The sequence below is a fragment of the Rhodosalinus sp. genome, assembly GCF_046542825.1.
Taxonomy (GTDB): Bacteria; Pseudomonadota; Alphaproteobacteria; order Rhodobacterales; family Rhodobacteraceae; genus Rhodosalinus.
In genome coordinates, this window is the sequence record NZ_JBKHAQ010000054.1 from 1 (window position 1) to 18,583 (window position 18,583).

General features: G+C 70.8%; 19 protein-coding genes and 2 pseudogenes. 9 read left to right on the plus strand and 12 right to left on the minus strand.

Annotated features, from left to right (window positions below):
- Window positions 1–28 precede the first annotated feature (28 nt).
- The 4 genes from ACLFOB_RS08640 to ACLFOB_RS08655 form a co-directional block, all read right to left on the minus strand.
- A complete protein-coding gene (locus ACLFOB_RS08640; protein WP_410916710.1) occupies window positions 29–850 on the minus strand; it encodes an arginyltransferase in 822 nt (273 codons plus the stop codon).
- An 86-nt stretch (window positions 851–936) separates the two neighbouring features.
- The gene (locus tag ACLFOB_RS08645) at window positions 937–1,383 is read right to left on the minus strand and encodes an RDD family protein (protein WP_410925821.1); all 447 of its coding nucleotides are present in this window, start codon (window positions 1,381–1,383) and stop codon (window positions 937–939) included.
- 69 nt (window positions 1,384–1,452) lie between these two features.
- Entirely contained in the window at window positions 1,453–1,881 is a 429-nt protein-coding gene (locus ACLFOB_RS08650) for a DUF2852 domain-containing protein (protein ID WP_410918393.1), read from the minus strand.
- Between the two features lie 129 nt (window positions 1,882–2,010).
- Window positions 2,011–2,484, minus strand: coding sequence for a YbaK/EbsC family protein (locus ACLFOB_RS08655; protein WP_410918394.1), 474 nt, complete (start codon window positions 2,482–2,484; stop codon window positions 2,011–2,013).
- Window positions 2,485–2,594: 110 nt separating this feature from the next.
- Between ACLFOB_RS08655 and ACLFOB_RS08660 the strand changes: the two genes are divergently transcribed.
- Window positions 2,595–5,378: a glutamine-synthetase adenylyltransferase gene (locus ACLFOB_RS08660; protein ID WP_410925830.1), complete on the plus strand. Its 2,784-nt coding sequence runs from the start codon at window positions 2,595–2,597 to the stop codon at window positions 5,376–5,378.
- Window positions 5,375–5,641, plus strand: coding sequence for a hypothetical protein (locus ACLFOB_RS08665; RefSeq protein ID WP_410925822.1), 267 nt, complete (start codon window positions 5,375–5,377; stop codon window positions 5,639–5,641). Before ACLFOB_RS08660 ends, ACLFOB_RS08665 begins: the two co-directional genes overlap by 4 nt.
- Window positions 5,642–5,885: 244 nt before the next feature.
- Here the strand turns inward: ACLFOB_RS08665 and eda are convergent, their stop codons facing one another.
- Together eda and edd are read right to left on the minus strand one after the other, a co-directional pair.
- Window positions 5,886–6,527 carry a bifunctional 4-hydroxy-2-oxoglutarate aldolase/2-dehydro-3-deoxy-phosphogluconate aldolase gene (eda, locus tag ACLFOB_RS08670; RefSeq protein WP_410925823.1) on the minus strand — a complete coding sequence of 214 codons (642 nt, stop codon included), beginning with the start codon at window positions 6,525–6,527 and terminating at the stop codon, window positions 5,886–5,888.
- Window positions 6,528–6,635: 108 nt separating this feature from the next.
- Entirely contained in the window at window positions 6,636–8,438 is a 1,803-nt protein-coding gene (edd, locus tag ACLFOB_RS08675; protein WP_410925824.1) for a phosphogluconate dehydratase, read from the minus strand.
- Between the two features lie 124 nt (window positions 8,439–8,562).
- Here edd and ACLFOB_RS08680 point away from each other — a divergent pair, with 124 nt between their 5' ends.
- Both ACLFOB_RS08680 and ACLFOB_RS08685 read left to right on the plus strand, forming a co-directional pair.
- Window positions 8,563–9,756, plus strand: a complete 1,194-nt coding sequence (locus ACLFOB_RS08680; protein WP_410925825.1) for an RSP_2647 family RNA methyltransferase — start codon at window positions 8,563–8,565, stop codon at window positions 9,754–9,756.
- Window positions 9,753–10,301 carry an RSP_2648 family PIN domain-containing protein gene (locus ACLFOB_RS08685; protein WP_410925826.1) on the plus strand — a complete coding sequence of 183 codons (549 nt, stop codon included), beginning with the start codon at window positions 9,753–9,755 and terminating at the stop codon, window positions 10,299–10,301. Before ACLFOB_RS08680 ends, ACLFOB_RS08685 begins: the two co-directional genes overlap by 4 nt.
- Window positions 10,302–10,390: 89 nt before the next feature.
- On the opposite strand, the gene ACLFOB_RS08690 is transcribed toward ACLFOB_RS08685, so the two are convergent.
- Complete coding sequence (locus tag ACLFOB_RS08690; protein ID WP_410917734.1) at window positions 10,391–11,089, minus strand: M48 family metalloprotease; 699 nt, start codon at window positions 11,087–11,089, stop codon at window positions 10,391–10,393.
- 134 nt (window positions 11,090–11,223) lie between these two features.
- Here ACLFOB_RS08690 and ACLFOB_RS08695 point away from each other — a divergent pair, with 134 nt between their 5' ends.
- Window positions 11,224–11,691, plus strand: a complete 468-nt coding sequence (locus ACLFOB_RS08695) for a GyrI-like domain-containing protein (protein ID WP_410925827.1) — start codon at window positions 11,224–11,226, stop codon at window positions 11,689–11,691.
- Between the two features lie 153 nt (window positions 11,692–11,844).
- Here ACLFOB_RS08695 and ACLFOB_RS08700 read toward each other — a convergent pair.
- Window positions 11,845–12,257: pseudogene (locus ACLFOB_RS08700) on the minus strand (transposase); the annotation flags it as partial.
- Between the two features lie 38 nt (window positions 12,258–12,295).
- A pseudogene (locus ACLFOB_RS08705) lies at window positions 12,296–12,574 on the minus strand (IS3 family transposase); the annotation flags it as partial.
- Between the two features lie 180 nt (window positions 12,575–12,754).
- Between ACLFOB_RS08705 and dusA the strand changes: the two are divergent.
- Together dusA and ACLFOB_RS08715 are read left to right on the plus strand one after the other, a co-directional pair.
- Entirely contained in the window at window positions 12,755–13,780 is a 1,026-nt protein-coding gene (gene dusA, locus ACLFOB_RS08710) for a tRNA dihydrouridine(20/20a) synthase DusA (RefSeq protein ID WP_410917701.1), read from the plus strand.
- Between the two features lie 201 nt (window positions 13,781–13,981).
- Window positions 13,982–14,806, plus strand: coding sequence for a sulfite exporter TauE/SafE family protein (locus ACLFOB_RS08715; protein ID WP_410917702.1), 825 nt, complete (start codon window positions 13,982–13,984; stop codon window positions 14,804–14,806).
- A gap of 132 nt (window positions 14,807–14,938) precedes the next feature.
- Here ACLFOB_RS08715 and ACLFOB_RS08720 read toward each other — a convergent pair whose 3' ends face one another.
- Genes ACLFOB_RS08720 through ccmI form a run of 3 tightly spaced genes read right to left on the minus strand, consistent with a single transcriptional unit; the run spans window position 14,939 to window position 16,927 of the window.
- Entirely contained in the window at window positions 14,939–15,178 is a 240-nt protein-coding gene (locus ACLFOB_RS08720) for a DUF1289 domain-containing protein (RefSeq protein WP_410917703.1), read from the minus strand.
- Between the two features lie 10 nt (window positions 15,179–15,188).
- Window positions 15,189–15,677, minus strand: a complete 489-nt coding sequence (gene ruvX, locus ACLFOB_RS08725; protein WP_410925828.1) for a Holliday junction resolvase RuvX — start codon at window positions 15,675–15,677, stop codon at window positions 15,189–15,191.
- The gene (ccmI, locus tag ACLFOB_RS08730; RefSeq protein ID WP_410925829.1) at window positions 15,674–16,927 is read right to left on the minus strand and encodes a c-type cytochrome biogenesis protein CcmI; all 1,254 of its coding nucleotides are present in this window, start codon (window positions 16,925–16,927) and stop codon (window positions 15,674–15,676) included. The genes ruvX and ccmI overlap by 4 nt, the downstream gene beginning before the upstream one ends.
- 181 nt (window positions 16,928–17,108) lie before the next feature.
- Between ccmI and ACLFOB_RS08735 the strand changes: the two genes are divergently transcribed.
- A complete protein-coding gene (locus ACLFOB_RS08735) occupies window positions 17,109–18,356 on the plus strand; it encodes a sarcosine oxidase subunit beta family protein (RefSeq protein WP_410917706.1) in 1,248 nt (415 codons plus the stop codon).
- Window positions 18,357–18,441: 85 nt separating this feature from the next.
- Window positions 18,442–18,583 (plus strand): sarcosine oxidase subunit delta (locus ACLFOB_RS08740; protein WP_410925831.1); only part of this gene is annotated, 142 nt, incomplete at its 3' end.

The window sequence follows — 18,583 nt, forward strand, 5'->3', positions numbered from 1 at the left end:
GTCCCCTGACGTGCCCGGGCTGCGCGCTTCATCCCCGCGCGGGCCGCGCGCCGGGCAGGGTGATGTTGGCCACCTGCTCGGCGATCGGATCGGTGGAAAGCGGGTGCAGTTCGGTGTGATAGTCGCGCGGGTCGCGCATCCGCTGCCATTCCCCCTTGGCATGGACCTCGAGGCCCGAGAACTTTGCCTTGTAGCCCATCTTGGGGCTGCCCGGCACCCAGTAGCCGAGATAGACGTAAGGAAGACCCGCCTCGCGCGCGATCCGGACGTGATCGAGGATCACATAGGTGCCAAGGCTGTCCTTGGCCCGGTCGGGGGCGTAGAAGGAATAGACCATGCTCACCCCGTCCTCGAGCATGTCGCTCAGGCAGACGGCCACCAGTTCGCCTGTGTCGCGCTGCGAGTATTCGATCACCCGCGAGCGCACCGGCGTCTCCTCGATCATCGCGGCGAACTCGAAGACGTCCATGTCGGCCATGCCGCCGTCGGAATGGCGGCTGTCGAGGTAGCGGCGAAAGAGCGCGTATTGCTCTTCCGTTGCCCAGGGCGAGGTCGCGCGGCGCACCAGCCCCTCGTTGCGCTTCATCGTGCGACGCTGGCTCTTCGACGGGCGGAAGGCGCTGACGTCGATTCGCGCCGACAGGCAGGCCGAGCAGTCAGAGCAGGACGGCCTGTAGAGCACGTTCTGCGACCGGCGAAAGCCCTGTTTCGACAGGGTGTCGTTCAGCGCCTCCGCGCTCTCCCCCTGGAGCGCGGTAAACAGCTTCCGCTCCATCCGGCCCTCGAGATAGGGGCAGGGCTGCGGGGCCGTCACGTAGAACTGCGGCGCGATCGGAAGGGTGTGTCTCATGCCCGTGCCAGCTATTCTTGCGCCGGAACGATAACAAGCCCTTGGGCGCCGGCCAAGAGGCCCCGGGGCGGGTTGCGGCGCCCCCCTCAGGCGCGCCGGTTCAGCATCACGGTTCCCAGCACCAGGTCGGTCAGGCCCTGCCGGCGCTCGCCCGTCAGCATCAGCACGATCGAGATCGCCTGCAGCAGCGGAAAGGCCAGCGAGACCGAGTAGCCCAGCGTGTGCATGAGCGCCTGCCCGAAATCCAGCCGCTCGCCGCGACGGTCGCGCAGCTCGATCGACATCAGCCGCATGCCCCATGTGGCCGATCCGCCCGCGATGGTGAGCGTGCGGTAGATCAGGCCCACCACCAGCATCAGGAAGGGAAAGAAGAAGATGCCGGTGAAAGCGGTGAAGGGCAGCGCCAGCAGGCACAGGACCGCGACCAGAACGATGTCGACAATCCAGGCCAGCAGGCGCTTGACCGGCACGTCGGCGTAGAATTCCGGCTGCCGCTCGGGGTCGGGAAGTAGGAGGGCGTCGTAGCTGTGCATCTTTGCGCTTTCTGTCGCGGGAAGGGGGCACCGCCGCCCGGCACGGGCGGCGGTGGTCCGGGGTTGGGTTCAGTCCTCGGTCGCGCGGGCCTCGGCCGCCTTCCGCGCGCGTTCGTCCATGAACTGGTCGAACTCCGCCTTGTCCTTGGCGGCGCGCAGCCGTTCGAGGAAGCTCTCGAAGGCGTGCTGCTCCTCCTCGAGCCGGCGCAGCGTCTCCTGCTTGTAGGCGTCGAAGGCGCTGTTGCCCGAGGGCTTCATCGCGGTCATGCCGTAGCGGGCGGTGCGGGTGCGGCCTGATTTCGAGAACATGCGCTTGCTCCAGATCATGTAGGCGAGAAGGGCAAGGCCCACGGGCCAGAAGAACACGAAGCCAAGGACCATGACGGCGATCCAGGCGCCCTTGCCCTTGTCGTCGAGCCATGCCTCGGCGCGGGCGAACCACCCCATCGGGCCGGGGGGAACCACGCGCTCCATCGTGTCGGTTGCGGCGGGTGTCATGCGTCTCTCCACTGTTAGATGTGAATGCCTTTCACATCGCTGAGATCGGAAGCCTGTGGCCCCGCCGCAAGGGGCGATGTAAAGCTTTTTCACATTTTTCGGCCATCGCTCTGAAACTCAAGTTGAAAATCACGCATCCGCGATGAAATCGGCGGGCTCCGCCCCGGTCAGGTCAAGCAGCCGCCGGGGCGCGATCGGAAAGACGTGGCGCGGGGTTCCCCCGGCCGCCCAGACCTCTTCGAAGTCCAGCAGCCGCGGGTCGAACCAGCTGCGCACCGGGGTCAGGTGGCCGATGGGCGCCACGCCGCCGATGGCAAAGCCGGTCTCGGCCCGCACCAGCGCGGCGTCGGCCTTGCCCAGCGGCTCGCCCGCGACCGCCGCGGCCCTGGCGGGATCGACCCGGTTGCCGCCCGCGGTCAGGAACAGCAGCGCGTGACCGCCCGTCTCGCCGCGGAAGATGATCGACTTCACGATCTGGTCGAGGGTGCAGCCCACCGCCGCCGCCGCCTGCTCTGCCGTTCGCGTTTCGCCCAGCTCGCGGATGTCCGGCACGATCCCGGCTGCCTCCAGTGCCGCGCGCACGCGCTTCACGCTCTTGCTCATTCCGCCCTCCGTCGCTGCCTGCAGTGAAAGGCGCCGCGCGCCGCAGGGCAAGCCCCCGCTGCAGGCCGCGCGGATTGACGCGGAGGCGCGTGCATGCACATCTCGCCGCCATGGAGCTTGCCCGCCGCGTCACCCGCCTGCCGCACGCCTTCGAGCCCGACCGTGGGGCCGAGGCACGCGCCGCCTGTCCCGAGGCCGCGGGCGACCTGGGCCGGCTGATCGAGGGGGCAGGGGGATGCAGTCCGCATCTGCTGAGCCTGATCCAGAAGGAGGGCGACTGGCTGCCCGCGGTCTTCGACGACCCCGAGGGCGCGGTCGAGGCCGAGATGGCCCGCGTGGCAGAGGTGCCCCCGGACAGGCTGGCCGACGAACTGCGCCGCGCCAAGCGGCGCGTGGCGCTCGCCGTCGCGCTCTGCGATCTCGCCGGCGCCTGGGCCCTGGAGGAGGTGACCGGCACGCTCACCCGTTTCGCCGATCATGCCGTGGGCCTGGGCCTGCGCGCGGGGCTCGCCGCCGAACTCAGGCGCAACCGGCTGCCGGGGATGGAAGAGGCCGACCTCGACACCGGCTGCGGCGCCTTCGCGCTGGCGATGGGCAAGATGGGGGCGCACGAGCTCAACTATTCCTCGGACATCGACCTGATCTGTCTCTTCGACGAGGGGCGCTACGACAACGGCGAGGCACCGGAGGCGCGCGCCGGGCTGGTGCGCGCGGTGCGGAAGATGACCGCGCTGCTGGCCGAGCAGACGGCGGAGGGCTACGTCTTTCGCACCGACCTGCGGCTGCGCCCGGACCCTTCGGTGACGCCCGTGATCCTGGGCATGGGCGTTGCGGAAAGCTATTACGAAAGCCTTGGCCGGACGTGGGAGCGCGCGGCCTATGTCAAGGCGCGGCCCTGCGCGGGCGATCTGGACGCGGGCGCGCGGTTTCTCGAGACGCTGCGCCCCTTCGTCTGGCGCCGGCACCTCGATTTCGTGGCGATCGAGGACGCCCACGCGATGCGCCTGGCCATCCGCGAGCACAAGGGGCTGTTCGGGCCGATCACCCTGCCCGGGCACGACATGAAGCTGGGCCGCGGCGGGATCCGCGAGATCGAGTTCTTCACCCAGACGCGGCAGATCATCGCCGGGGGGCGTGACCCGGACCTGCGCCTGCGCGGCACGGTCGAGGGGCTGCGCGTGCTGGCGAAGAAGGGATGGGTGCCCGAGGAGACGGCGGAGAAGCTCGTCGCGCATTACCGCGCGCACCGCGAGGTCGAGCACCGCGTGCAGATGCTGCGCGACCAGCAGACGCACAACCTGCCCCGCTCCGACGAGGGCTTTGCCCGGCTTGCCGCCTTCATGGGGGTGGAGGAGGAGAGCCTGCGCCGTGACCTCTTCGAGCGGCTCACCGAAGTCCACGCGCTGACCGAGGATTTCTTCGCACCGGATGCGGCGGCCCCCGGCCGGGAGACGCCTGAGATCGACGCCTCGATCACGGCGCGCTGGCCGACATATCCTGCGCTGAGGTCCAGCCGCGCGGTCGCGATCTTCGAGCGGCTGAAGCCGGATATCCTGTCGCGGCTGTCGCGCACCGCGCGGCCCGAAGAGGCGCTGGCCGCCTTCGACGGCTTCCTTGCCGGGCTGCCGGCGGGCGTGCAGCTTTTCGCGCTGTTCGAGGCCAATCCGCAGCTCATCGACCTTGTCGTGGACATCGCCGGCACCGCGCCTGCACTCGCGCGGTACCTCTCGCGCCATGCGGGGGTGTTCGACGCGGTGATTGCCGGGGATTTCTTCGAGCCGCTGCCCGATGCGACTGCCCTGACCGAGGCGCTGAACCGACAGCTTGCGCAGGCCGAGGACTACGAACGCCGGCTCGACACCGCGCGCCGCTGGGCGAAGGAGGTGCATTTCCGCATCGGCGTGCACCTGCTGCGCGGGCAGATCGGCTGCGCCGAGGCCGGGCGCCATTACGCCGGCCTGGCTGAGGCCTGCCTGCGCGCGCTCTGGCCTGCCGTGGTGGCCGAGTTCGCGCGCAAGCATGGGGATCCCCCGGGGCGCGGCGCGGTGGTGCTGGGCATGGGCTCGCTGGGCGCGCGGCGGATGACCCCGGTCTCGGACCTGGACCTGATCGTGATCTACGATGCGGACGGGGTCGAACAGTCCGACGGGCGCCGCCCGCTTGCCGCGCGCGCCTACTACGCGCGGCTCACGCAGGCGCTGGTCACCGCGATGACCGCGCAGACCGCCGAAGGGCGGCTCTATGACGTGGACATGCGCCTGCGGCCCTCGGGCAAGCAGGGGCCGGTCGCGGCCTCGCTGCAGAGCTTCATCGAGTATCAGCGCGGCGAGGCCTGGGTCTGGGAGCACCTGGCGCTGACGCGGGCCCGCGCGGTCGCGGGCGAGGCGACGCTGGCCGGGGAGGTGGAGGGGTTCCGCCGCACCGTGCTGGGACGCGAGGACCGCGACACGGTGCTGCGCGAGGCGGCGAAGATGCGCGCCCGCGTGCGCGCCGCCAAGAGCCCCGAGGGCCCGTGGGACGCCAAGCTTGGCGCCGGCCGGCTGCAGGATATCGACCTCGTGGCGCAGACCGGCGCGCTGCTTGCCGCGGAACCCTCGCAGAATGCCGCGAACGGGCTCGCGGCGGCCGAGCGGGCAGGGCTTCTGGACGCGGAGGGTCACGCGGCGCTGGCCGAGGCGGAACGCCTGCTCTGGCAGGTGCAGCTTGCCTCGAAGCTCCTGAGCGAGGGGCCGCTCGAAGAGGACCGCATCGGCGAGGGCGGTGCGGCCTTCCTCGCCCGGCTGACGGGGATCGAGGGGCTGGGCGCGCTGCGCGGAAGGCTCGACGAGGTGACGGGGCGCGCCGCGGCGGTGATCGACGCGGCGCTGCCGGAAGCGGAGGACACTGGGGCGTGACCGACGAGCCGGACCGCAAGGGCCTGATCCGCGAGGCCTATCGCATCGAGGGGATCACGGAAGGCGAGTGCCGGTCGATCTTCCTGGACTGGGCGCTGTCGCTGCCCGCGGATGCAGATCCGCGGCGCGCGATCGAGGCGCTGCTGGCGCGGCACGCCGAGGCGCCGGAGGGCCACCCGATGACGCAGGTGCTGCGCGAGGGCCTGGTCGAGGGGCTGGTGCCGCGCCGCCGCGGCGGGGCGCGCGGCCGCTCGCGCGGCTGAGCCGCGGTCCGTGGCGCGTGCGTGACATCGTGGTTTGGATCGGCGGCGTCGAGTGCCATCGTTGCCGTTCCTGCCCGGATACGGGCGATTCGGCGGTGTGTTTCACCTCTGGGCGCGTCCGGTATCCGGGGCTCGATCCTGCGGATGAAGCCGCGCCCGACCGTTTGCTGGCCCTTGCGGACCGGGGACGGGGGCTCGCTGCGCCTGCTGCACTCTTTGCTGGCAGGGTGCGGCGCTTTCGGTATCAGGCGTTCCCAAGGGCGGCGGCCTCGCGGGCGAGCGCCTCGACCGCCGCCCAGTCGCCGGCCGCCAAACGGTCCTTCGGCGCGACCCAGCTGCCGCCCACGCAGAGCACGTTGGGCAGGAGCAGGTAGTCGGGTGCGGTCGCGGCACCGATCCCGCCCGTCGGGCACCACGCCAGCTGCGGCAGCGGGCCGCCCAGCGCGGCAAGGGCTTGCGGGCCGCCGAGCGGTGCGGCGGGAAAGAACTTCGCCACCTCGAAGCCGCGCGCCAAGAGCGCCATCGCCTCGGAGGCGGTCGCGGCGCCGGGCAGGAGCGGCAGGCCCTCGGCCTCTGCCGCGTCGAGCAGCGCGGGCGTGGCGCCGGGAGAGACGGCAAAGCGCGCGCCCGCCTGCCGCGCGGCCGCGACGTCGCGCGCGTCGAGCACCGTGCCGGCCCCCACCTCTGCTCCCGGCACCTGCGCCATTGCGCGGATCGCGTCGAGCGCGGCAGCCGTGCGCAGCGTGACCTCGAGCACCGGCAGGCCGCCCGCCACCAGCGCTTCGGCCAGCGGTGCGGCCTGGCGCGCGTCCTCGATCACCAGCACGGGGATCACCGGCGCGCGGGCGCAGAGTTCCCGCAGTCGCCTGTTGGCCGCGGAGGTCACGGGCCTGCGCGCCTTGCGGCGCGCCGGGGGCGCTGCCCCCGGACCCCCGGGGTATTTGGGGACCATTGAAAGGAGGGCGCGGAGCGCGCGCCGCGTGCGGAAGGCCGCTCAGACAAGGCTGGCCGCGCCGTGCCGCGCCTCGCCCACGCGGTCGCGGAAGAGCTGGAAGAGTTCGCGGCCGGTGCCGTGGCGGTTGGCCGAGAGATCGGGCGCGGCCGGGTCGCGCGCCGCGAGATCGGCGGTCGTGTCCAGCGTGCCGGCCTGCGCGTCGAGGCGGATCAGGTCGCCGTCGCGCAGCCGCGCGAGGGGGCCGCCCGCCGCCGCCTCGGGGCTGAGGTGGATCGCGGCGGGCACCTTGCCGCTTGCCCCGGACATGCGCCCGTCGGTGACCAGCGCGATCCGGTGGCCGCGATCCAGCAGCACGGAGAGCGCGGGCGTCAGCCCGTGCAGCTCCGGCATCCCGTTGGCCTGCGGCCCCTGGAATCGCAGGACGATCACGCAGTCCCCGGTCAGCTCGCCCGCCTTGAAGGCGGCGAGCACGGCATCGGGGCTGTCGAAGACGCGGGCGGGTGCCTCGATCACCCTGTGCTCGTCCTTCACGGCAGAGGTCTTGATGACGCCCTCGCCCAGGTTGCCGCGCAGCTGCGCCAGCCCGCCGGTGGGCTGGAAGGGCTCGGCATGGGGGCGCAGGATGCGGTCATTCAGGCTGTCGCGCGGGCCGGGCACCCAGTCGAGCGCGTCCTCGAACAGCTTCGGCTCTTCGGTGTAGCGCGCAAGGCCCGGGCCGGCCACGGTCGTGACGTCGCCGTGCAGCAGTCCCGCCTCCAGCAGCTCGCCGATCAGATAGCCCATGCCGCCCGCCGCGTGGAAATGGTTCACGTCGGCAAGCCCGTTGGGATAGATCCGCGCCATCAGCGGCGTGACCGAGGAGACCGCGTCGAAATCCTCGGGTTCCAGCAGGATGCCCGCCGCGCGCGCCATGGCGGGCAGGTGGATCACCAGGTTGGTGGACCCGCCCGTCGCCATCAGCCCCACCATCCCGTTGACGAAGGCGCGTTCGTCCAGGATGCTGCAGGCGGGGGTGTAGGCGTTGCCCAGTTGCGTCAGGCCCAGCACCCGCTCCACCGCAGCCGCGGTCAGCGCGTCGCGCAGCGGCGTGCCGGGGTTCACGAAGCTCGCCCCCGGCAGGTGCAGGCCCATGATCTCCATCAGCATCTGGTTGGAATTCGCGGTCCCGTAGAAAGTGCAGGTGCCCGGGCCGTGATAGGCCGCCATCTCGGCCCGCATCAGCGCCTCGCGGTCCACTTCGCCTGTAGCGAACTTCTGGCGCACCTTCGCCTTCTCGTCGTTGGGCAGGCCGCTGGTCATCGGGCCGGCGGGGATGAAGACCGTGGGCAGGTGGCCGAAGGTCGCCGCCGCGATCACCAGCCCCGGCACGATCTTGTCGCAGACGCCGAGATAGGCGGCGGCGTCGAAGGTGTTGTGGCTGAGCGCCACCCCGGCGGCCAGCGCGATCACGTCGCGGGAGAAGAGCGACAGCTCCATCCCCGCCTGCCCCTGCGTGACTCCGTCGCACATCGCGGGCACGCCGCCGGCCACCTGCGCGGTGCCGCCCGCATTGCGCGCGGCGGCGCGGATCAGGTCGGGAAACCGCTCGAACGGCTGATGCGCCGAGAGCATGTCGTTGTAGGCGGTCACGATGCCGAGGTTGGGCGCGCGATGGCCCGCCAGCGTCTCCTTGTCGGGGCCGGAGGCGGCGTAGGCGTGCGCCTGGTTCGAGCAGGACAGATGCGCGCGGCGCGGTCCGTCCTCGGCCGCGCGGCGCATCCGGTCGAGGTAGTTGCGGCGCATGTCGGACGAGCGGGCCACGATGGTGTCCGTCACGCGGGCGATGGTGGCGTCGAGGGGCATGGGCGTCCTCCTGGCATCAAAGATAACATCCAGTGTCAGCGCTAACAACCGCGGCGGCGGGTCGCGCCGGGCCGCGCGCCTCATCGAGGCTTTCGTTCGATCCCGCCTGCGGCTATGGGCAGGCATGGACACCGATCGCCCCATCATCCGCCTCAAGCCCCGCGCCGATGCGCGCGCCGTCCGTCACGGCGCGCCCTGGGTTTACGCCGACGATCTCGTGCTTGACCGGCGGACGAAGGCGCTTGCCCCCGGCACGGTCGCCACGCTGGAGGATGCCGGGCGGGCGGCGCTGGCGACGGTCGCGGTCAACCCGGCCTCGAAGATCGCGGCGCGTGTGCTGGACCGCGACCCGGCGGCGAAGATCGACGGGGACTGGCTGCGCGCGCGGCTGGCTCGGGCGCTGGACCTGCGGGCGCGGCTCTACGATGCCCCCTTCTACCGTCTCGTGCACGCAGAGGGTGACGGGCTGCCCGGCGTGGTGATCGACCGTTTCGGCGAAACGGCGGTGATCCAGCCCAACGCGGCCTGGGCGGAACGCCTGCTGGAGCCCTTGGCACAGGCACTCGCGGAGGTCGCGGGCGTTGCGCATGTGCTCAAGAACGCGGGCGGCCGCGCCCGCGCGCTCGAGGGGCTGGACGACGCAGGCGGTGTGCTGATCGGGCAGGCGCCGGATGGCCCCGTGCCGGTGCCGATGAACGGCGCCACCTATCTTGCCGACCTGACGGGCGGGCAGAAGACCGGCCTCTACTTCGATCAGCGGCCCAATCACGCCTTCGCCGCGCGACTTGGTCGGGGCGGGCGCGTGCTCGATGTCTTCGCGCATGTCGGCGGCTTTGCCCTCGCCGCGCTCGCGGGCGGGGCGGAGCGTGCGCTGGCGGTGGACGGCTCGGCGCCCGCACTGGCGATGGCAGAAAAGGGCGCGGCGCTGTCGGGCGTGGCTGACCGCCTTGCCACGCGCCGTGGCGATGCCTTCGATGTCATGGAGGCGTTGGCAGCCGAGGGCGCGCGATTCGACCTGGTGGTCTGCGACCCGCCGGCCTTTGCGCCGTCGAAGCCCGCGCTGGAAAAGGGCTTGCGCGCCTACGAGCGGGTGGCGCGCCTTGCCGCGCCGCTGGTGGCGGAGGGCGGCTTCCTGATGCTCTGCTCCTGCTCGCACGCCGCCGACCTGGCGAAGTTCCGGCAGGCCAGCATCCGCGGCATCGGTCGGGCGGGGCGCGCCGGCGCGCTGATCCGCACGGGCGGGGCGGGGCCGGATCATCCGCAACATCCCCAACTTGCCGAGACCGGCTATCTCAAGACGCTGGCCTTCCGGCTGTGAAGGCGCTGCTCGACGCCTGTGTGCTCTATCCCACGGTGATGCGCGAGATGCTGCTGGAGGTGGCGGCGCGCGGCGGGTTCCAGCCGCTGTGGACCGCGCGGCTCCTGCGCGAGTGGGAGCGCGCGGCGGCCCGCCGGGGCGAGGCCGAGCGGACCATCGCGCAGGGAGCGATCGCGCTGGTCGCCGCCCAATGGCCGCAGGCGATGCTGCCGCCGCCGCCCGAGTCGCTCGCGCGCCGGCTGTGGCTGCCCGACCCGTCGGACGTGCATGTGCTGGCCGCGGCGATCGCGGGCTCGGCCGACGTGATCGTGACTGTCAACGCGCAGGATTTTCCCCGCGGCGTGCTGGCCGAGGAGGGGCTCAGCCGCGCCGACCCGGACGGCTTCCTGCTGGGGCTCTGGAAGGGCTCGCCGGAGATCGTGGAAGAGGCCGCCGAAGCCGTGCGTGCGAAGGCCGGGAGGCTGGCGGGCGCCCCATTCGAGATGCGCCGCCTGCTCAAGAAGGCGCGTCTGCCACGGCTCGGCAAGGCGCTATCCGACGCGTGAACCGGCGCTGACAGGGACAAGCCGGTCGCGGTCGCTGTCGGCGGGAACAGGATGCTCGGGTCCGGGTGGCGCGATGCTGCCGGATCGGCTCAGGTCGGCGTGCCCAGCCGTGCCCAGCGCGCCTCGAGCCGTTCGAGCGCCGCGATCCGGTCCGCGGTCTTGGGGTGGCTCATCAGCCATGCAGGCAGCACACCCGCGCGCGCCGCGGTCAGCTGTTCCAGTTTCTCGAACATCGACTTCTGCGGTCCGATCCCGATGCCGGCCTTGGTCAGCAGCGCGGCGGCATAGGCGTCGGCCTCGTATTCGTCCGAACGCGAAAGCCGCGCGGCCAGCAGGGTCGCAACGCCGTTGGCGATCCACACGCCGATGCCCGGCAAAAAACGCGACAGAACCATGGCCAGGGCCGTCCTGACCGCGTTCTGCCCCGAAAAGTCGATCATCCGCCGCCGGGCATGGCCCAGCGCGACATGGCCCAGCTCGTGCGCGATGACGCTTGCCATCTCCTCGGCGCTGATCTCGCCGGTCTGGTATTTCCGGTAGAAGCCGCGGGTGATGAAGATGCGGCCGTCCGGCGCGGCAAGGCCGTTCACCGGGTCGATCTCGTAGATGTGCACGCGGATGCGGTCCACATCCAGCGCCTGCGCCATGCGGTCTGTGATCCGCCTGAGCCGCGGATCGGCCAGCTCGGTCGACCGCTCGTCCAGCTCGCGCTTCGTCCGCCAGACGGAAAAGCGATACATCACCAGCGCGTAGAGCACCGCAAGCAGGATCGGCGTGATCTTGATCATGCGCCGAATATGGTGCGGCGCGATGCGGTCGGCAATGGCGATGCAGCCGGTCGGGCCATTTGACGAAGGACAATGACGCCGGCTGCCCACCGGGCCAGACTGTCGCGTGACAGACAAAACGCGGAGGCACCTTCATGCCGGACTACACCGTGACCGAGGCCGAGCCGCGGCCCTACCTTTATGTCGAGGGCAGCTGCGGGACGGACCCTTCGGAGATCTCCGCCGCGATGGGCGAGGCTTTCGGCGCCGTGATGGCCGCGATGCAGCGTGACGGGATCGCGCCTGCCGGTCCGCCGCTTGCCGTCTATCACGACTACGATCCCGCGCAGATGCGCTTCCGCGCGGGGGTGTTCGTCTCCGAGTCGGATGCGGCACGGACCGTGGCGGGGGTGAAGGCCGACCGCACGCCGGGCGGCAAGGCGCTGCACTTCGTGCATGTCGGCCCCTACGCTACCTTGCGCGACGATTACGACGAGATGATGCGCTGGATCGACTCGCGGGGCCTGACGCTTTCCGCGCCGACTTGGGAGGTCTATGTGGACGACCCCGCCGCGGTGCCCGAAGCGGAGTTGCGGACCGAGGTCTGGTCGGCGCTGAACTGACGGTCAAACGGATGATTGCCTGACACGGAGCGGACCGTCAGCGACCCGCCCACTCGCCCGCTTTGCCACGAATGGACCGGGTCAGGCGCCGCGCCGTACGGGGTGTTGCGCCGCCTTCCGAGCTATGCCCCGAATTCGGGTGACGCAGCCTGATCAGGCGGCACGGGTTTCGGTGTCGCAGGCGGCGACGCCGTCGGTGAATGTGACGCCTTCGATGACCTGAGGCAACTGGTTCGCGCCCTTCAGGCGGCGCCATGTTTTCGCAGCCGCCTGAACGAGCTCGAAGACCATGAGCTTCGCCGCCTCCTGCGAGAGCGTGCCCTTCGTTCGGGCGGCTCTGTGGCGGACGGTGGCGAAGACGCTCTCGATTGGGTTGCCGGTGCGGAGGTGATCCAGTGCTCGGCCGGGAAGCCGTAGAACGCCAGCAGCGCCTCTCGGTCCCTGGTCAGGCAGGTCAGGGCCTTCTCGTACTTCGTGCCGGATTTCTCGGCGAAGGTGTTCATGGCGGCCTCGGCGGCGGCGCAGGTCCGGGCCTGTCAGTTCTCGCGCAGGTCTGCCTTCACCGCCGGTGTACCGGTCCACGGTTTCGAGACAGGATTTTGGGCTAAGCGGCGTTCGGCATGTTCACGTTTTGCTCTCGTCGGATGGCGGCTGTGGGGCGATGTCCGTGGCGCTCGATCCGCCAGTGCTCGTTGTAGGCCGTCTGGACCTCCAGGAGGGGCTGGCGCAAGTCCTGGATCGTGTCGAACCGGCGCACCCAGAGCAGGTTCTCCTGCAGTGCCAGGATGAACCGTTCCGCGCAGCCGTTGCCCTCGGGCGCACGAACGAAGGCGGGGGAGTTCCGGGCGCCGGGGAATCGAACCTCGCGCTGGAAGTCTGGACTTCGAGCGGTAGGTTGGTCCGGGTTCTGTGCTTCGACGACGTTGGAGGGCCTTTCGAGCGCGGGACGTGCGCGCCCTTCGAGTTGCTGCGCCGTAGCAACTCCGCTCGCAGACGCCGGAAAAATCCGTCATAACCCGCCGAAACCGGATGTTCTCGAAGGCTTGCGATCGAGGCTGGCGTGATGAAAAATGAAAATAAATCAAATATTGGCGCAGCTTCACGGCTTGCCGTGGCACCCATGATGGACTGGACCGACAGCGCCTGTCGCGTCTTCCACAGGGTGCTCTCGCGGCGTGCGTTGCTATATTCGGAGATGGTGACCTCTGCCGCGCTGGTGCGGGGCGGGGCGGTGCATCTGCTCCGGCACGATCCTTCCGAGCATCCCGTCGCGCTGCAACTGGGCGGTTCGGATCCTGCGGAACTGGCGCAGGCTGCGCGGATGGGGGCAGAGGCGGGCTTCGACGAGATCAATCTCAACGTCGGCTGCCCGTCCGACCGCGTCCAGTCGGGCTGTTTCGGCGCTGTTCTGATGACCCGTCCGGAGCTGGTCGCGGACTGCGTGGCGGCGATGCGCGGGGCGGTGAGCGTGCCGGTCACCGTCAAGTGCCGCATCGGGGTGGACGACCAGGACCCCGAGGCGGTGCTGCCCGACTTCCTGTCGCGAATGCGTGCGGCCGGGGCGAGCCATGTGATCGTGCACGCGCGCAAGGCCTGGCTGCAGGGCCTGTCGCCGAAGGCGAACCGCGAGGTGCCACCGCTCGACCACGACCTCGTGCGGCGCATGCGCTTGGAGTTTCCGGACCTTGCCATCTCGATCAACGGCGGCGTCGAGTCGCTGGACGCGGTCGCGGGCTTTCTTGCGGACGGCTTCGATGGCGTCATGGTAGGGCGCGCAGCCTATCACCGGCCGTTCGACATCCTGGGCGCCGCCGATGCGCGGCTGTATGGAGAGGATCGCGTGATCACGCCCGAGGCCGCGGCGCGGGCCATGCTCCCCTACATCGAGCGCCATCTCGCCGAGGGCGGCCGCCTGCACCAGGTTACGCGCCATATGCTGGGGCTGTTTGCGGGGCGTCCCGGCGCCCGGCGATGGCGGCAGCTGCTGTCCGAGGGCGCCACGCGGCCCGGTGCGGGGCCGGAACTGGTCGAGCGCGCGCTTGCGCAGGTGGCGCCCGCGGATCCCGCCGCGGAGGTCCGGCGCGCCTAGACGGGCGCGCGCCGGCGGCTGGAGCGGCAATGCTTGGGACGGATGGCGGCAGCGCAGCGCCGGCACGCAAGGCCGGCAGGAGGCCCCGAGGCAGGAGGCTTTCGGTGCCTCCAGACACCGTGCATCCTGCCCCGGGCATTGTGATCCTGCGCGAAACCGGGTCTAAGTCGCCGACGCGCGATCCCGACCCACGGAGACCCGATGCCCGACCCGGTTCTGCTTGCCCAGATGCTTGCGCTGCTGCTGGTGATCGGGGCGGCGGCCGGCGTGCTGGCGGGGCTGCTGGGCGTCGGTGGCGGAATCGTGCTGGTCCCGGCCTTCTTCTACGCGTTCCAGACGCTGGGCTATGATGGCCCGCAGCTGATGCAGATCTGCCTCGGAACCTCGCTCGCGACGATTGTCGTCACCTCCGCCCGCTCCGTCACAAGCCACAACCGCAAGGGCGCCGTCGACCGGGAGATCCTGAAGGGCTGGGCACCGGGAATCGCGCTGGGCGCGATCGCGGGCGTGGCGCTTGCCGCTTCGCTGCGCTCGAGCGTGCTGCAGGGGGTCTTCGGTGTTTTGGGGCTGTCGATCGGGCTCTACCTGGGTCTCGGCAAGCCGCACTGGCGTCTCGCGCCGGCGATGCCGCGGGGCTTTCGCCGCGGCGTCTATGCGCCGGGGGTGGGCTTCCTGTCCGTGCTGATGGGCATCGGCGGCGGCAGCTTCGGCGTGCCGCTGATGACGCTGCACGGCGTGCCGATCCACCGGGCTGTCGCAACGGCAGCCGGCTTCGGCATGCTGATCGCGGTGCCGGGGGTCGCGGGCTTCCTGCTGCTGTCCGTGGACCCCGCGACCCGTCCGCCCTTCACGCTGGGGGCGGTGAACCTGCCGGCCTTTGCGGTCGTGATCGCGATGACGCTGGTCACCGCGCCGCTGGGCGTGCGGATCGCCCATGCGATGGACCCCACGCCGCTGCGGCGCATCTTCGCGCTTTTCCTGCTGGTGGTGGCGGGCAACATGCTGCGCAAGGCGCTTGGGTTCTAGCCCGCGTCCAGTCCTCTCCGAGAGGGGCGCGTTTCGCGTTCGAGCTGCGCGCGACCCTGTCGGGGCAGGTAACGAAGAGGTCCGGCACCTTGGCGCTTGCCGGTCTGCCGCGCACCGCCGGGTCGCTTGCCCTCAGCTCTCGCGCCGCGCGCGGCCGCGTGCCCGACCGCCCCGACGCTGCGCAAGAAGCGGCGCGCGCTCAGGCAGTTCGGCCATGATCCGCCGCCGGTCCTCGCCCGTCAGGCGCGACCAGGCGGTGATCTCGTCGATCGTGCGGTAGCAGCCTGCGCAGATCCGCGCCTCCGGGTGGATCACGCAGAGCTTGACGCAAGGGCTTTCGACCTCCTCGCGTGCCCAGATGTCGCCTGTCATGCCGACTGCCTCATGTCTTGCCTCCGGTCTGCGGCGCGATCCGATGAAGCCGGTCGAGCGCTCCCTGCAGGATATAGGACGCAGCGACGTGGTCGATCACCTCTGCGCGACGTTTTCGTGTCGTATCCGCCTCGAGCAGGGCGCGCTCGGCCGCCACGGTGGACAGCCGCTCGTCCCAGAAGGCGATGGCGAGGGGCGCGCGGCTGTTCAGGTTGCGGGCGAAGGCGCGGGTGGACTGCGCGCGCGGCCCCTCTGAGCCGTCCATGTTGCGCGGCAGCCCCACGACAAGGCCCACGATCGCGCGACTCTCCAGCAGCCGGTCGAGTTCTGCCGCGTCCGCGGTGAACCTCGTGCGGCGGATGGTCGTCAGCGGCGAGGCCACCATGCGGGCCGTGTCCGAGACGGCGATGCCGATGGTCTTGGTGCCAAGGTCTAGGCCCGCAAGGGCGCCCATCCGGGGCAGGGCGGCCGCGAAGTCCTCGATCGCCTCGTGGATCACCCGCCCAGCCCGGCCTCTTCGGCGGCGGTGCGAATCAGGTCCAGTGCCGCCTCGTTGCCGGCGAAGGTCTGAAGCGCCTCGTCGCGGATCGCGGTCGCCTGCTCGGTCTCGCCCAGCACGCCCAGCGCGCCGATCAGCCGCGCCCAGTCCTCCACGGTGCCGCCCTGTTCGGCCAGCCGGGTCGACAGGCCGTCCACCATGCCGCGGACCATCTCCATGCGGTCCTCGGGACTCATGTCCTCTGCGGCTTCCATCTGCTCGCGCGTCGGGCCCGACGCGGGCGGGGAGGCAGGCGCGGGGGCGGGCGCGGCGGGCAGTTCGTAGTTCACGCGGCCGGCCTGTGCGGCCAGTTCGGGCAGCTGCGCGCGCAGCGGCTCGACCCAGGGTGCGTCGGGGCGGCTTTCGCGCAGCAGCCTGTCCCAGGTGGTGAAGGCCCGGTCGGGGCGCCCGCCCTGCGCATACATCAGGCCCATGTAGTAGCGTGCCACCGCGTTGCGCGGGTCGCGTTCAAGTGCAGCGGCCAGCGCCGCCTCCGCCTCGGGCGAGACATATCCGCCTGCGGCCAGCACCAGCATTTCGGCATAATCGGCGTAGTTCTGCGCGTTGGCCTCGTCGCCACGGATTTCCAGCACCCGCTCCTGCGCCTCGTAGGCGGCCTTGAAGTTGCCCAGCGCCGCCTCGTTGCGGGCCAGCAGCATGTGCCCCTGCAGGTCGCCGGGACGCTCCGCCAGCGATCCGCGCAGCCGGTCCATCAGCTCCAGGTATTCCTCGCCCGGCTGCGGCCCCGGCGGCATCGCGGGCAGCCCCGCCTCCGCTTCGGACTGCCGCGGGCGATTCTGGCGGGCTTCCTCGACCCGGGCGATCCGGTCGGCGAGGGCGAGATCGTTGTAGCCCGGCGCCCCGAGCCCGAGGTAAAGCCACGTCCCGCCGCCCACGACGACCAGCGCCACCGCGACGGCCAGCGTCGGGCCGGCCCAGGGCGGCTGTGCCGTCTCGCCGCGGGCGGCAGCTTTGGCGGTGGCGTCCGCGGTCAGGATTCGGCGCGACACCTCCGTGCGCAGCCGCTCCGCGTCCTCTTCGCCGATCACGCCGCGAGCAAGGTCGCGCTCCACCTCCCTGAGCTGGTCGCGGTAGACCTTGAGGTCGTAATCCGCCGCCTCCTGCGCCTGCGCGCGCGCCTTGAGCGCCGCGAGTCCCAGGATGAGCGCGACCGCCGCCGCCAGCGCCACAACCATGATCCAGAACAGCATGGGCCCTCCTGCCATCCTCGCCCGGTCCCGATCTAAGCCGCGCAAGCCGCGCGCGAAACCCCCAATCGGTCTGCGCGGGCGCCATGTCGCAACCGGCGCGCATTGCGACGCTTGGGGACGCGGGCTATGCGCGGTCAGGGTCCAGAAGACGGGCCGAGACACGCGCGGGACAGACGCCCTGATGAAACGCTACTCCGCCTTCGCCATCGCACGCGAAGCCCTTCGCAACCACACAGGGTGGGAGCGGGCCTGGGCCAGTCCCGAGCCGAAACCGCGCTACGACGCGATCATCGTGGGCGCGGGCGGCCACGGGCTGGCCACCGCCTACTACCTTGGAAAGAACCACGGCATCCGCAACGTGGCGATCCTCGAGAAGGGCTGGCTTGGCGGCGGCAACACCGGCCGCAACACGACGATCATCCGCTCGAACTACCTGCAGGACCCCTCGGCCGCGATCTACGAGAAGGCGCGCAGCCTCTACGAGACGCTGAGCCAGGAGCTGAACTACAACATCATGTTCAGCCCCCGCGGCGTCATGATGCTTGCGCAGACCGAACACGAGGTGCGCGGCTACCTGCGCACCGCGCAGGCCAACGCGCTGCAGGGGGTGTCGACCGAATTCATCCCGCCGAAGCGCGTCAAGGAGCTCTGCCCGATCATCCGCCTCGACGGGCCGCGCTACCCGGTGCTCGGCGCGCTCTGGCAGGCCCGCGCCGGCACCGCGCGGCACGACGCGGTGGCCTGGGGCTACGCGCGGGCCTGCTCGGACATGGGCATGCACGTGATCCAGAACTGCGAGGTGACGGGCATCCGCCGCGAGGGCGGGCGCGTCGTCGGCGTGGACACGAGCCGCGGGCCGATCGACTGCGACAAGCTCGGCATCGTGGTCGCGGGCCACTCCGGGCGGCTGGCCGAGATGGCCGGTTTCCGCCTGCCGATCGAAAGCGTGGCCCTGCAGGCGCTCGTCTCCGAGCCGATCAAGCCGGTGATGGACGTGGTCGTGATGGCCAACACCGTGCACGGCTACATGAGCCAGTCCGACAAGGGCGAGATGGTGATCGGCGGCGGCGCGGACGGCTACAACAACTACACCCAGCGCGGCAGCTTCCACCACGTCGAGGAAACCGTGCGCGCGCTGATCGAGACCTTCCCGATGCTCTCGCGCCTCAAGATGCTGCGCTGGTGGGGCGGTATCGTGGACATGACCGGCGACCGCTCGCCCATCATCTCCAAGACGCCGGTCGAGGGCGTCTTCATAAACTGCGGCTGGGGCACGGGAGGCTTCAAGGCGATCCCCGGCTCCGGCTGGGCCATGGCCGAGCTGATGGCGCGCGGCGAGCCCGGCCCCCTCGCCGCCGAGTTCTCTCTGGGCCGCTTCCGCGAGGGCCGCTTCATCGACGAGTCGGTGGCGGCGGGGGTGGCGCACTGATGGCCGCCGCCCCGCGCAAAATTCTTCGAAGAATTTTGCCAAGGATTTTCGAAAATCCTTGGTCCCCGGCTTCCGGAGACTCGCCATGCTCTTCCTGACCTGCCCCTACTGCCACGTCGCCGCCGAGGAGACCGAACTGCATCCCGGCGGCGAGGCGCATCTGACCCGTGTGGGCCCCGAGGGCTCGGACGAGGCCTTCCACGCCTATCTCTTCGAGCGCGAGAACC

Bases quoted from the DNA above. Each gene is read 5' to 3' on its own strand.
- ACLFOB_RS08640 (WP_410916710.1), bottom strand. From the start codon at position 850: ATGAGACACACCCTTCCGATCGCGCCGCAGTTCTACGTGACGGCCCCG.
- ACLFOB_RS08645 (WP_410925821.1), bottom strand. From the start codon at position 1,383: ATGCACAGCTACGACGCCCTCCTACTTCCCGACCCCGAGCGGCAGCCG.
- ACLFOB_RS08650 (WP_410918393.1), bottom strand. From the start codon at position 1,881: ATGACACCCGCCGCAACCGACACGATGGAGCGCGTGGTTCCCCCCGGC.
- ACLFOB_RS08655 (WP_410918394.1), bottom strand. From the start codon at position 2,484: ATGAGCAAGAGCGTGAAGCGCGTGCGCGCGGCACTGGAGGCAGCCGGG.
- ACLFOB_RS08660 (WP_410925830.1), top strand. From the start codon at position 2,595: ATGGAGCTTGCCCGCCGCGTCACCCGCCTGCCGCACGCCTTCGAGCCC.
- edd (WP_410925824.1), bottom strand. From the start codon at position 8,438: ATGCCCCTCGACGCCACCATCGCCCGCGTGACGGACACCATCGTGGCC.
- ACLFOB_RS08680 (WP_410925825.1), top strand. From the start codon at position 8,563: ATGGACACCGATCGCCCCATCATCCGCCTCAAGCCCCGCGCCGATGCG.
- ACLFOB_RS08690 (WP_410917734.1), bottom strand. From the start codon at position 11,089: ATGATCAAGATCACGCCGATCCTGCTTGCGGTGCTCTACGCGCTGGTG.
- ACLFOB_RS08695 (WP_410925827.1), top strand. From the start codon at position 11,224: ATGCCGGACTACACCGTGACCGAGGCCGAGCCGCGGCCCTACCTTTAT.
- dusA (WP_410917701.1), top strand. From the start codon at position 12,755: ATGAAAAATGAAAATAAATCAAATATTGGCGCAGCTTCACGGCTTGCC.
- ACLFOB_RS08715 (WP_410917702.1), top strand. From the start codon at position 13,982: ATGCCCGACCCGGTTCTGCTTGCCCAGATGCTTGCGCTGCTGCTGGTG.
- ACLFOB_RS08720 (WP_410917703.1), bottom strand. From the start codon at position 15,178: ATGACAGGCGACATCTGGGCACGCGAGGAGGTCGAAAGCCCTTGCGTC.
- ccmI (WP_410925829.1), bottom strand. From the start codon at position 16,927: ATGCTGTTCTGGATCATGGTTGTGGCGCTGGCGGCGGCGGTCGCGCTC.
- ACLFOB_RS08735 (WP_410917706.1), top strand. From the start codon at position 17,109: ATGAAACGCTACTCCGCCTTCGCCATCGCACGCGAAGCCCTTCGCAAC.